Origin of the sequence: Paenibacillus polysaccharolyticus, from assembly GCF_023714295.1 — a bacterium.
In the GTDB taxonomy this organism is placed as follows: Bacteria; Bacillota; Bacilli; order Paenibacillales; family Paenibacillaceae; genus Paenibacillus; species Paenibacillus polysaccharolyticus_A.
The window spans coordinates 1-13,114 of sequence record NZ_JAMAUN010000007.1; the positions used below are offsets into that span (position 1 = coordinate 1).

At 46.5% G+C, this 13,114-nt stretch carries 13 protein-coding genes, 1 rRNA gene and 1 other annotated feature; all 14 genes read right to left on the reverse strand.

Annotation, left to right across the window (positions count from 1 at the left end):
- Positions 1-71 (reverse strand): 16S ribosomal RNA (locus M3629_RS16985); the annotation flags it as partial.
- A 513-nt stretch (positions 72-584) separates the two neighbouring features.
- A complete protein-coding gene (locus tag M3629_RS16990) occupies positions 585-2,219 on the reverse strand; it encodes a LysM peptidoglycan-binding domain-containing protein (RefSeq protein ID WP_251508649.1) in 1,635 nt (544 codons plus the stop codon).
- A 198-nt stretch (positions 2,220-2,417) separates the two neighbouring features.
- Positions 2,418-3,299 carry a branched-chain-amino-acid transaminase gene (ilvE, locus tag M3629_RS16995; RefSeq protein WP_251508651.1) on the reverse strand — a complete coding sequence of 294 codons (882 nt, stop codon included), beginning with the start codon at positions 3,297-3,299 and terminating at the stop codon, positions 2,418-2,420.
- Between the two features lie 146 nt (positions 3,300-3,445).
- The gene (pheA, locus tag M3629_RS17000) at positions 3,446-4,321 is read right to left on the reverse strand and encodes a prephenate dehydratase (protein ID WP_251508653.1); all 876 of its coding nucleotides are present in this window, start codon (positions 4,319-4,321) and stop codon (positions 3,446-3,448) included.
- Positions 4,318-5,286: a homoserine kinase gene (thrB, locus tag M3629_RS17005; protein WP_251508655.1), complete on the reverse strand. Its 969-nt coding sequence runs from the start codon at positions 5,284-5,286 to the stop codon at positions 4,318-4,320. Before thrB ends, pheA begins: the two co-directional genes overlap by 4 nt.
- On the reverse strand, positions 5,283-6,353 hold the full coding sequence (gene thrC, locus M3629_RS17010) for a threonine synthase (RefSeq protein WP_251508657.1): 1,071 nt from the start codon (positions 6,351-6,353) through the stop codon (positions 5,283-5,285). Before thrC ends, thrB begins: the two co-directional genes overlap by 4 nt.
- Positions 6,354-6,456: 103 nt before the next feature.
- Complete coding sequence (locus M3629_RS17015) at positions 6,457-7,743, reverse strand: homoserine dehydrogenase (protein ID WP_251508659.1); 1,287 nt, start codon at positions 7,741-7,743, stop codon at positions 6,457-6,459.
- A 46-nt stretch (positions 7,744-7,789) separates the two neighbouring features.
- The gene (locus M3629_RS17020; RefSeq protein ID WP_110898886.1) at positions 7,790-8,227 is read right to left on the reverse strand and encodes an ACT domain-containing protein; all 438 of its coding nucleotides are present in this window, start codon (positions 8,225-8,227) and stop codon (positions 7,790-7,792) included.
- Between the two features lie 253 nt (positions 8,228-8,480).
- Complete coding sequence (obgE, locus tag M3629_RS17025) at positions 8,481-9,791, reverse strand: GTPase ObgE (RefSeq protein WP_251508661.1); 1,311 nt, start codon at positions 9,789-9,791, stop codon at positions 8,481-8,483.
- Positions 9,792-9,807: 16 nt separating this feature from the next.
- Positions 9,808-10,545 carry a Spo0B domain-containing protein gene (locus M3629_RS17030; RefSeq protein ID WP_123064546.1) on the reverse strand — a complete coding sequence of 246 codons (738 nt, stop codon included), beginning with the start codon at positions 10,543-10,545 and terminating at the stop codon, positions 9,808-9,810.
- Positions 10,546-10,696: 151 nt separating this feature from the next.
- Entirely contained in the window at positions 10,697-11,008 is a 312-nt protein-coding gene (gene rpmA, locus M3629_RS17035; protein WP_110898889.1) for a 50S ribosomal protein L27, read from the reverse strand.
- A 23-nt stretch (positions 11,009-11,031) separates the two neighbouring features.
- Positions 11,032-11,361, reverse strand: coding sequence for a ribosomal-processing cysteine protease Prp (locus M3629_RS17040; RefSeq protein WP_251508663.1), 330 nt, complete (start codon positions 11,359-11,361; stop codon positions 11,032-11,034).
- Between the two features lie 13 nt (positions 11,362-11,374).
- Positions 11,375-11,686 (reverse strand): 50S ribosomal protein L21, encoded by a 312-nt coding sequence (gene rplU / locus M3629_RS17045; protein ID WP_090919085.1) that lies wholly within the window; start codon positions 11,684-11,686, stop codon positions 11,375-11,377.
- Between the two features lie 14 nt (positions 11,687-11,700).
- Positions 11,701-11,784: a sequence feature (ribosomal protein L21 leader region), on the reverse strand.
- A gap of 57 nt (positions 11,785-11,841) precedes the next feature.
- Positions 11,842-13,092, reverse strand: coding sequence for an Rne/Rng family ribonuclease (locus tag M3629_RS17050; RefSeq protein WP_251508664.1), 1,251 nt, complete (start codon positions 13,090-13,092; stop codon positions 11,842-11,844).
- Positions 13,093-13,114 lie beyond the last annotated feature (22 nt).

Sequence of the window (13,114 nt, forward strand, 5' to 3'; positions counted from 1 at the left end):
GTCCGCTCGACTTGCATGTATTAGGCATGCCGCCAGCGTTCGTCCTGAGCCAGGATCAAACTCTCCAATAAAGTTATTGAAAAGAGCGATAAGCTCATTTTGAATCTGACGAGATTAAAATCTCATTGTTGCTTTCAAAACCATACGTTCCGAAGACACGCACCAATTTTTCCAGCGTCGATCTTGCAAGCAAGATCGTTACTCACTCGTTGTTCAGTTTTCAAAGATCAAACTTGTTTCTTCGTCAACCCGCGTTTCAGCGGCGACTTAAATAATGTAACACACGGCCAAATTTAATGCAAGAGTTTTTTAATAATAGTTTTAACTTTAATATTAATTTGCATGTACACTTCAATTAAAATTTAATTTCAACCTAAAATTAAAGCGCATTCATATTGTAACATATTCTCAAACTGGCTTTCAAACGTTATTTGCAATATTTTTGTTTATTCGACACCTTCGGCATTCTAAAAACATCATTATTCTCTCTATAGTTACGAGAGCGAAAAGGTCAGTTCTAGTATGTTGAACTGACCTTTTCGCAACAGCCATCACTCTATATCACATTCTGCTCCGATAAACTCTTAATGTTGAATCCAGGGATTACGACGTTTCTTGGCCAGTTTTTGTGAATTAGTTGACGTCTTGTTCTCTCTAGTGGGGTTTCCAGATACAGACACCTTGGATTTACTTTTCGCAGGTGTTTTGCTTGTTCTCCGTTTTGCCGTTCCATTTTTAGTTGGAGTTGACTTTGGTTTCGCCTCAAGTTCTGCTCCCGTCTCTTCAAAAGAGGCCTGACTTAAGTTCGCATTGTCACGTCCTCCCTTTTTCCCACTATTTTCGCCATGGACCTGAGAAGGGTACATCTCTCCAAAAGCTCCAAGCGGAGATGGAGGAACCATATTTTGAGCCGGATACGGATTTTGGTAAGCATATTCCATAGGATGATTTGGCATAACAGATGTAGACATTTCAGGCGGCATACCATTCGCATGACCATACATGCCCCAAACCGGTTCCTGATAACCGAATGTAGGGTAAGTATACTGAGGTGCATGTGTATGTGGTCCACATCCGCATGGTGGATACGGGAGCATCGAGTACGGGGACATAAATGGCGGTTGATTATTCATCTGGTTCGTTGCAGCTGCAATACTCGGGAAAGGGCTGTTCACCTGACCGGCTGGTGAAATCGGAAATGCATTGTTCGCCATATCTGGAGATACAGTAGGTAGATTAGGCATGACGTTATTATGATTATAAGTGGGTTCTGCTCCCGTCCACGGGCTATTTGGCATGCTCCCCATACTATAACCACCAACATCCTGAACACCAGGGAATGGAGAGTTGTTAGCCATACCTGCCGTATACATGTTGTTTTGCTGAACAGCGTATACCTCTTGTGCAGCTACTGGCACCTGCATATAAGGATGTTCCATCGGAGCATGGAGCATTTTTTGGCCACAGCCACACGGCTCCTTAACCGATGGCTCGACATTCACAGCCGGTTCGATGTTAGGCATTACAGGCAGAGGCATCACTTCAGGTGAAAGATTAGGCATTTGAGGTTTTTTTGCTTCGGTTAGAGGTTGGACTTGAACTTCAGGCTTCATCTCCTCTTTCTTGTCTGGTTTCTTCTCCGGCTTCATTTCGGGCATTACAGGTAATTGCGGCAAAGCCTCCAATTCAGGCATGATATTAGGCTTAGCCGGTGCAACAGGCACTGGTGCCGGAACAGGTACTGGCGTTTCAACCGCCTGCGGTGGAGGAGCTGGTACAACAGGTGCCGTTTCTTCTTTTACTCCCGTATACTCTTTGCCTTCAGGTGATAATTTTTCTTGCGCGCCCATACTTCCCATTTGGGTATTCGCAGCCTGATTACCTTGTGTATGCATAGAAGGAATATAGACGGTCTCTCCAACCAGAAGAGCATTTGGATTCTTCAATTGCGGATTCGCATTGATCATGTCTTTCAACGGAACTCCCCAAGCTTGTGACAACTTCCATAACGAATCTCCTTGTACTACCTTGTGACTGTGCAGTACACCCTCTGGCTTTGGTGTTACCGGCTGTGCAGGAATTTTGACCTTCATCCCAATCTCCAACTTGTCGGGATCTGCGATCTGCGGGTTGGCCGCAATCAATTTGTCCAGTGCAACATTGTATTTTTGGGACAGCAGATATAAAGTGTCGCCTTTTTTCACCATGTGTATTTTCACAGGGAACTAACCTCCTAGACGTCATACTTGGGCAGTACATTCGCCCATACCGTTACTACATCCTATGCAGCAACCGGGCTAATGACATCATTTGAACAAAAAAAATCCTCCTGCCTTCTAAAATCCCACATGCTCTAGGCATGCTATATTTTATCGGACAAGGAGAATTCCTCTTATTTATTCAATTCGACGTAGTGATTACTCCCACACCTTGTAGCCGTCTTTGTCGACAATCTGGCGGAAAGCTTCAAGTAGCTGCAATGTAACTGGACCCGCTACACCCGAACCAATCGTTCTGCCATCCACTTCGCACGCCGCAATAACTTCCGCAGCTGTTCCCGTGAAGAAAACCTCATCTGCAATATACACATCATGAAGCGTAAAAGGTACTTCTTTTAATTCAATATCTAGCTCTACGCACAAATCAATAATCGCTTGACGTGTAATGCCTTCAAGTGCTCCAAGGTAACAAGGAGGAGTATACACCACACCGTTTTTGATAATGAAAATGTTATCGCTTGAACCCTCGGTTACGTAGCCTTGGGAGTTCAGCATAATAGCCTCACCTGCACCCGAAAAGTTCGATTGCAACTTGACAAGGATGTTGTTCAGATAGTTGAGGGATTTAATCTTCGGATTCAACGCATCCGGGATGTTACGACGCTGGGATACGGAAACGGCCTTCAACCCAGTAAGATACGCTTCTTCCGGATAAATCGCTAGCTGTTCCACAATGATGATCACGGAAGCTTTGGGACAACGCGTCGGGTCAAGGCCCAGGTTCCCTGGTCCACGTGAAACGATTAGACGGATATACCCGTTACGCATATCGTTGCGGCGCACCGTTTCAGCCATCACTTCAAGCATCTCATCGTAAGACAGCGGAATGTTCAAACTGATGGATTTTGCCGAATCATACAAGCGATCCAAGTGAGCCTTACATCTGAAAATATTGCCGTTGTAAATCCGAATCCCTTCGAAAATTCCATCTCCGTACAAAAATCCATGGTCATATACCGAAACCTTAGCATTCTCCTTGGTTACATACTGACCATCCAAATAGATCCATTGTTCTGCCATGACTAACTGCACCTCCATTAAATATACATTTCCTATATTTCCGAAGCCTAATGAGCCTGTCCATTTTACCATCGTAACGAACGGAAAACTCTCTTATTATACATAAACGCCAAATGATCTTTTTACATTATCCAGCCACTATCCGCTTAACTCAGTGAAGGGTATGTATAACATGGATAACTTCCAAGAACACGTACCTGACAATTCAATGCCTCGATTTCAGCCATAGCTGCCGTGAGCAACACGGAATCAACCGATTCAATGACATCAATGTAAAAGTAGTAACTGCCCAAACGTTTCTTCGTTGGACGAGATTCAAGACGAGTCAAGTTCAGCTTTCTCCAGGCAAAAGCCGACAACACCTGATGGAGTGCTCCCGGTGCATCCTCAGGCAAAGTAACAAGCAAGCTTGTCTTCACATGATCCGGCTCACGCGGAATGTCGACCGGTTCATGGCCAATTAGTACAAAACGGGTATAGTTATTGTCATGATCCGTCACACGTTCAGCCATGATATCGAGACCATGCTTCTTAGCCGCAAGCTTCGTACCGATTGCAACCCAGCCCTTTCCTGGATTTTTCTTCACAATCTCTACTGCTTCAGCTGTGCTGTTCACGCCTTCAAGATCTGCATCAGGTGAATGTTGCCGAATAAAATTCTGACACTGCGGGATCGCCACAGGATGGGATAGAATCTTGGTGATTTTACCAAAATCATATGTGCCATCGCCCATGACAAATTCATTCCCATGTCCGATGACATTCTGAATGGAGGGGTATACCCACTCCGCTTGCATCGGGATATCCACTTCATTAACAAGCCAGTCCATATGCAGGCTAACAGAGCCTTCAATTGTATTCTCAAACGGAATCACACTGTACTGTACACTTCCGTTATCCACTGCACGAAAAATGTCCGATATGAGTTTGGAATGCTTCAAATCGAGTGCTTCTCCGTCGAAAAGAAAATCAATTGCTTCGTGTGAGACTGAACCTTCTGGTAAAACTGCAATTCGTTTCATGCGTTAACTTCCCCTTTGATCCTGTCCAAAAAAGGACGTTCATCTTGATCCGGCAATATGAGGACACCGTCCAGATCCGGATCCAGCCACAAGGCAGTGGCCGTGATCCCCTCCTGCTCCATAATACCCATTAAATATTGCTCCAGCTCAACTTTGCGGGTATCATGTCGCTCTACCAGTGTAAGCACGGTTGGCCCAGCTCCGCTTAGCGCAGCACCCAGCGCACCATGTTCTGTAGCATGTTCCAAAATCTCCGTCATGCCAGGTACCAGTGATGCACGATACGGCTGGTGAATCCGATCCGACATTGCCTTTTGGATCATATCCAGTCTCCCACTGGCTAATGCAGCAACAAGCAATGAAGAACGGCTCACGTTGTGTACAACATCAGGCATACCAAATTGCTGTGGAATAACAATCCGTGCTTTGGAAGTAGATAGCTGGAAGTCAGGTACGATAACCAAAGCCTGCAAATCCTGGTGAGGCTCGATACGAAGGTAGTCAACGCGTCGGCCATCCCAAGCTGCTGTAATGATTCCGCCATATAATGATGCACCGACATTGTCCGGATGTTTCTCCAGAGCTGTTGCCATATCCAGTAATTTATCATTAGATAATGGACTGCCGATTAATGCATTGGCACCAGCTAGCGCACCAACAATTGCCGAAGCACTGCTTCCAAGTCCCCGAGTGAGGGGGATATCCGAATACATCGAAACTTCAAGCTCAGGTACAGAGACCCCAGCCTCATCAAATATCATCTGCGCCACTTGGTAAATCAGATTTGATTTATCCGAAGGCAAGCCCGTCAGATGGTCGCCATAGAGATGAAATGCGGTCTCAGATGCCGGTTTGATCTCAAGCCAGGCATACAAAGACAAGGCCATGCCCAGGGTATCAAACCCCGGACCCAGATTGGCGGTGCTTGCCGGGATTTGTACGGTTACTTTTTCACGCAAGCTCATACAGACTGCTGCTCCAGCTTGGCAATAGCTGCCATAACTGCCTCTTCTGTATCTTCAACGACAAGCGGCTCCACAGCTGCCGTTTTAATTGCTACATTCGGATCTTTCAGGCCGTTACCTGTTAACACGCATACAACCGTTTCTCCGCCTTTAAAGTAGCCTTCACTATGCAATTTGTACACACCAGCCACAGATGCGGCAGAAGCCGGTTCAGCAAATACTCCTTCACGTGCCGCAATGGTGCGGTACGCCGCCAAAATCTCGTCATCCGTAACATAGTTAATCTGACCACCGGACTCCTCGGCTGCAGCCACTGCTGTTTTCCAGCTCGCAGGGTTACCGATTCGAATCGCTGTAGCTACAGTTTCTGGCTCAAGAATGGGTTCTCCCTTAACAATTGCCATGGCTCCTTCTGCCTCGAACCCAACCATACGCGGCAATGTGTTCGATTTCCCTGCCTCGTTATACTCTTTAAAGCCTTTCCAGTATGCCGAAATATTACCCGCGTTACCAACCGGAATAGCCAGAACGTCCGGTGCATCTCCCAATTGCTCAACCAATTCAAAAGCAGCTGTCTTCTGCCCTTCAATGCGGTATGGATTCACAGAGTTTACAAGTGTAATCGGGTGTTTAGCCGTAATTTCACGTACAATCTCAAGGGCACGGTCAAAGTTACCATTGATCGCGATGACTTTAGCACCATAGATCATCGCTTGAGCGAGTTTACCCAGTGCGATATTGTTATTGGGAATCAACACGATACAATTCAACCCGCCACGTGCGGCATAGGCTGCAGCAGCTGCGGACGTATTACCAGTAGATGCACACATAATTGTACGGCTGCCTTCTTCCATTGCTTTGGCAACAGCCATAACCATTCCGCGGTCCTTGAAAGAACCTGTAGGATTCAAACCTTCATATTTGAAATACAGATTCAAACCGAGTTCCTTCGACAAATTCTCTGCATGAATCAGTGGCGTATTTCCTTCTTGAAGTGTAAGCTGTGGCGTATTTTCATTGACTGGAAGGTGTTCTTTGTATGTTTGCAATAATCCTTGATATCTCATTGTGGTTAGACTCCTTTAGGTTTAATTAATCTTAAATGATTAAATGATGGTTTATTTTAAAAACGTGAATATTAAACTAATTATATTTTAAATGACTTAGCAACTAACCTTCTACGCGATAAACACTCTTAATCCGGCGAATCACGTTGAGTGATTCAAAATGCTTGAGTACTTTGTCCATGCTCGCCTTACTTGCATTATGTGTAACGATAATAATCTCAGCATCTGGATTGTGCTCATTCGGCTGTTGCACAACGGACGCGAGACTTACTTCATATTCGGCAAAAATCTGCGTAATCTGCGCCAGCACCCCTGCTTTGTCGTCCACGTGCAGTAATATAAAATTTTTCGAAAAAATCTGTTCATCACTCTGAAGTCTCTTCTTTTTGTAAGGTACGATCGCTTTTACTCCGTTTACACCTAGCTTGAGGTTTTTCGTTACAGCAACAATGTCAGCAACTACGGAAGTCGCTGTTGGCATTTCACCCGCCCCTGCTCCGTAAAACATCGTCTCGCCTACCGCCTCACCGTGTACATACACTGCGTTGAACACACCGTTTACCGATGCGATTGGGTGGTTCTTTCTCACCATCGTTGGTTGCACACTAATCGTAATCTCGTCATCGATACGATCTGCGATACCAAGCAGCTTCAACTCATACCCTAATCTTTTAGCATACATGATATCTTCACGCGTGACAGCGGAGATCCCCTTAACGGCAACATCCTTCAATTCCACATTCGTACGGAAACCAAGGGTACCCAAGATTGCCATTTTACGAGCAGCATCGAGTCCTTCCACATCTGAGGTCGGGTCCGTTTCCGCGTACCCTAAAGCTTGTGCTTCCGCTAGCACCTCTTCATAGGATGCGCCTTCCTGACTCATTTTCGTCAAAATATAGTTCGTTGTGCCGTTCACAATCCCCATAATTCGAGTGATCCGGTCCGAAGAGAAACCTTCAATCAGCGTGCGAATGATCGGGATGCCCCCAGCCACACTGGCCTCATAAAACACATCGCATTGCTTTTCCTGCGCTTTAGCTAGAATCTCTGAACCATGCAATGCCATAAGATCCTTGTTCGCTGTTACGATATGTTTCCCACGTTCCAGTGCTTCAAGAATATATTCTTTGGTCTGATCGATGCCACCCATCACTTCAACGATAACATCAATGTCCGGGTGACGAATGACCTCCCAAGGGTCCTCTGTCAGCTTCGCCCGGTCAATGGGAATAACACGATCCTTCTCCGTGTTCTTCACCGCAATCTTTTCAATGATAATTGGCGACCCCACCTGGCTGCTTAGATCCTCCTGATTTCCTTCCACAATTCGGACAACGCCCGTTCCAACCGTGCCCAGGCCCAACAATCCGACTTTTACCGGTTTCACTAACGACCTACCCCCTATTGTCTAATCCTATATTCTCTAAGCCCGATTAACCTTGGCCTACGATCCGTGTACGCTTCACCCCAGGCATATCTTGCATTCGATCCAGCATTTCTCCAATCTCTCCATGCAAATGCGTCGTTTCCACGGAGATGACAACATTGGCTCTGCCCTGAAGTGGAATACTCTGATTAATCGTAAGCACGTTGGCTCCATAACCTGCGAAATGTCCAAGCACACGAGACAGAATACCAGACTGATGCTCCAGGTCAATCGAGATCGTTACGATTCGTTCACGCTCCAGCTGATTGATTAGATGGATTCCATCTTTGTACTTGTAAAAGGCACTTCGGCTTAAACCGACCTGCTCGACGGCCTCATGCACTGTTTTGACATCACCGGAAGCAAGCAGCTCTTTCACCTGCATCGTTTTTACCACAGCTTCAGGCAAAATATCTTCCCGTACTAAGTAATAGCGTTCATTCACAGAACGTCCTCTCCTCAAAGACTCATGTATTCATATAGTGGACATTATATAGGATGAATCATAAAAGGGCAATACGTGACCTGTCTATTTTTCAAAAACTGTTTCTCACATTATACAGGCTTCTCTCACTCTCATGTCAGAAAACAAACAAAAAACGCAGCATCACGGTAACTTCCCGCTTCACTGCGTTTCTCATTTTTTATTTAGCAATCATCAGCCGATGATGTTTACAGAATTTTTTTGGCCTAGCGGCTTAGTAGTAACTGCTGCTTTCCACAAATTCAAACTCGAAATCTCCAATACGCACAATCGTACCTTCCACGGCACCGCGTTTACGAAGCTCATCATCCACACCCATGTGACGAAGTGTACGCGCCAACTTCAGAATAGCCTCGTGTGAATTCAACTGCATCCGTTTCATCATGCGATCAATCTTGGCACTCTCCACAATGAATGTATCGTTCTCACGCACAATACGGAAACCTTCGTCCTCTTTTTTCTCCAAACTGTATACTTTACGCTCGGAAAGTTCGGCTACTTCTTCTACCTCAGGCTCATCCGGAATCTGATCCAGCAGATCAGCCGCTCGGTACAACAGTTCTTGAATACCTTGACGGGTCAGAGAGGAAATAGGCATCACTTCGATATCTGGCTTCACTTCACGAACCTGTTGCAAGAACTGCTCCAAATTAGCTTCGGAATCCGGCATATCCATTTTGTTCGCAGCTACAACCTGCGGTCTCTCGGCTAGGGCAGGATTGTACAGTCTCAGCTCATCATTAATTTTCTGCCAGTCTTCGAAAGGATCGCGCCCTTCAGAACCCGACATATCCACCACATGAATAATAACTCGTGTTCGCTCAACATGTCGCAGGAACTCATGTCCCAGTCCGACACCCTCATGTGCCCCTTCAATCAGCCCCGGCAAATCGGCCATAACAAAGCCGCGGCCCTCACCCACATCAACGACACCCAAGTTAGGTGTAATGGTTGTAAAGTGGTATGCCCCAATCTTCGGCTTGGCAGCAGATACAACAGACAGTAACGTAGATTTACCCACACTCGGGAACCCGACTAGTCCCACATCCGCCATGACTTTAAGCTCAAGCACAATATAACGCTCTTCGCCTTCCTCACCGTTCTCGGCAAGCTCAGGTGCCGGGTTTCTTGGCGTTGCAAAGCGGATGTTACCACGCCCGCCACGGCCACCTTTGGCTACAACCACTTGCTGACCATGACGCGTTAGATCAGCTAACACTTCGCCACTGTCTTCATCCACAATAGTCGTGCCCGGCGGGATACGCACAATCATGTTCTCTGCATTCGCACCATGCTGGCTTTTATTACGCCCCTTCTCACCACGTGGGGCTTTGAAGTGACGCTGATAACGAAAGTCCATCAATGTCCGCAGACCTTCATCTACCCTGAAAATAATATCGGCTCCCCGGCCGCCATCGCCGCCGGCAGGGCCACCCTCCGGTACATATTTCTCACGACGGAAAGAGACGATGCCGTCTCCTCCATCTCCTGCTTTTACATAAATCTTCGCTTTATCAACAAACATTGGTTACCCCTTCTTCCTATATTCCACAAGGCATTCTGAATTGTACAAACGTATCCCCGGACGGAAGCTGCTCCGTTCTGACTTTTTTACCTTTGAGTACAGCTGTTAATTGCCGCAGCGTTTCTGGATCCGGGGTCTGATCTCCGTCCAAACGGACGACGACATCTCCATGATCCTGTCCGAAGTTCAAGGTCAGTTTGCGCACCTCTCCCCAAGACGACCGGCCACCGCCATACTGATAGGCCCGAATTGCATCAGCAATCGCCCCCGTAAGCGACTCGCCATCCTCGGGAGAGACCAGAGCACTGAGCTGCAACTCTTCTTCTACTTCCACATGCAATTCCAGTGCAGCTCCACTGGCCCGAAAAGATTGCAAATAAAAGACGAGAGAAGGTATACCTAATTTAGATATCCGGCTTTCTTCCGTTACCCGCTCTTTTATTCTTTCCACACATTGCAGGGATTTATCAAGTTTGCCCAGCCTAAGATATCCATATAACACTTGGAGATCGTTCATCCAGTCATGCCGATGATGATTTAATGAAGCTATTGCTGTTTTTTCCATGGATTGAATGATGATTCTGCGTTCCGCCTCCGCCTGCTTTTTCATCGCATATCCTGATACTAACATCACTGCGACGGACCAAAATGCGCACACAGCGCTCGCAAAAGGCGCCGGATACAACATAACGAAAACCAAAGGAATCACAAGTGAACATGCCGCAATCCACGGCACTCTTTTCCAGGATTTCATGGCTTCTCCCCGTTCTACCAAACTCGGTTGGTTTCAACCCACCGTAACCAAGTATAACATGTCTTTTCTGCCAGTTCATTATCGAATAGTCGCAGAATGCAAAAAAACCTCCGGCAAAAATGCCGAAGGCTCCTTAGGCGGAATGCCGATATTAAGCTTCTACTGCAGCTGCTACTGGAGCAACGTCTACAGGGTAGATGCTTACTTTTTTGCGATCGCGACCCCAACGTTCGAATTTAACAACGCCGTCGATTTTCGCGAACAAAGTGTCATCTTTACCGATACCCACGTTTGTTCCTGGGTGAATTTTCGTTCCGCGTTGGCGAACGAGAATGCTACCACCGGTTACAGTTTGGCCATCTGCACGTTTAACACCCAGACGTTGTGCATTACTGTCACGTCCGTTCTTCGTGGAACCTACACCTTTTTTCGATGCGAACAACTGAAGATTTAATTTCAACATGATTGGTTTTCCTCCTTCTTTACTTATTTATGTTGCTGTATTTGAATATACTTCCCGTATGACTCTGCAATATTAGAGAGCATAACTACCATGGATTCGAGCAACAACTGTACCTGAGAAAAAGTTTCCCCTTTTGCAAGCACCGGTAAAGAACCGCTTAAAAAACCATTCTTCATCTTGGCATCCATCTCGACACCAGTTAATGCTTCAATCGAGTTCACTGTACCTACTGTAACAGCAGATACCCCGGCACATACGATATCTTCTCCACGCTTGGCAAAATTGGCATGCCCTTCAATAGAAAAGCGTTCGATGTTCCCGTCCTCATCACGAAAGATTTGAACGATAATCACTTATCGCACCTTCTTACGCTTTGATTTTTTCGATAGTTACTTTAGTGTACGGTTGACGGTGACCTTGCTTCACATGGTAGTTCTTTTTCGGTTTGTATTTGTATACAACAACCTTTTGACCTTTGCCATGTTTCTCAACCTTAGCCGTTACAGTAGCTCCGGAAACCAATGGTGTACCTGCTGTCAAACCTTGATCGTTAGATACAGCCAGGACACGGTCGAACGTTACGCTTTCGCCGTCGTTCGCATTCAATTTCTCGATGAACAGAACATCGCCCTCTTGGACTTTGTACTGTTTGCCGCCTGTTTCAATAATTGCGTACATTTGCCTTGCACCTCCTCATGTCTCAGACTCGCCCGTTCTCAGGTGACAGTACTTTGCGGAACTGTTCTTAAACCTGGTCAGTGCGGTTACAGCATGTGCAAGACCAATAGGCTTAAACACATACTTGATGATTATATCACGCAGTTTGTTAAAAATCAATGCAAAGGTGAAATATATCTTTTCCCCGTGCCATGACAGGAAGAACAAGCTTCCACGTAGGGCAAGGTACTCTCTTCTCTTACTTTTTTCCGAGTCAGTTCAAGCAACCCGAGTTTCGTCCATCCCATTACAAAAGCTTTGGTTCGATCCTTACGTAGCTCCTGCTCCAGCACAGACGCTACATCATGCCGATTCGATGCCTCTTCCATATCGATGAAGTCAACGATAATCATGCCGCCAATGTCCCGTAGTCGCATTAACCGGGCAATCTCAACTGCAGCCTGCATGTTGGTTTCGGTTACCGTCTCTTCCAGGCTATCTCCACCTGCTCCGGTATACTTGCCTGTATTCACATCAATCACGGTCAGCGCTTCGGTATGATCAATAACGATATACCCACCTCCGGGCAGCCAAACTTTGCGGGCAAAATCTTTGTTGAGCTGTTCCTGTACGCCGTACGCATCAAAGATAGATTCCGTTCCGGAATACACTTGAACTCGAGGCTCATGCCCTGGACAGATCTCTTCAAGCAACGTCCGTATTACGCGAGCCTGTCCTTCACTATCCGTGATCACCTCGTCACTACCAGGAGTATACACATCTCTAATCACTCGCTGAATCATGCTTTGGTCCTGGTGCAACAAGCTTGGAGAAGGCAAACTGTCTGCTTTTTCTCGAATCAGAAGCCACTGAGCTCGTAATGCCTCCAAATCAGTCTGAATCGCCTCATTCGCTTCTTCCGCAGATACGGTACGAATAATTAGCCCTTCTTCTTCCCTGAGCAACCGCTCTCCCATCGCTTTGAGGCGGGAGCGATCTCCCTCCCGGGCAATCTTCTTGGAAACAGCTACGTAACCCGCTACAGGCATGTAGACAAGCCAGCGGCCCGGAAGTGAATAATGAGTTGTCACCCGGGCTCCTTTGCTTCCTACCGGTTCCTTCAGAACCTGTACTATTAATTCCTGACCCGGACGCAACAGCTCCGAGATGGAAGGTTTTATTTTGGGCTGTTTCTCCAGATGTGGATGAAGCACATCATCCACATACAGAAACGCATTTTTTCTCTGACCAATATCCACAAAGGCAGCCTGCATACCCGGTAACACATTCACTACCCTTCCCTTGAAAAAGGAACCCAGCAGTCCGCGCGCACGTGTACGCTCTGCCGTGAATTCCACAGCTTTGCCTTCTTCCAGAAGCGCCATTTGCATGAGGTTATGTTCATTATGTACAATCATTTGTTTCATGGCTTCACCTCAAGAAGACCTT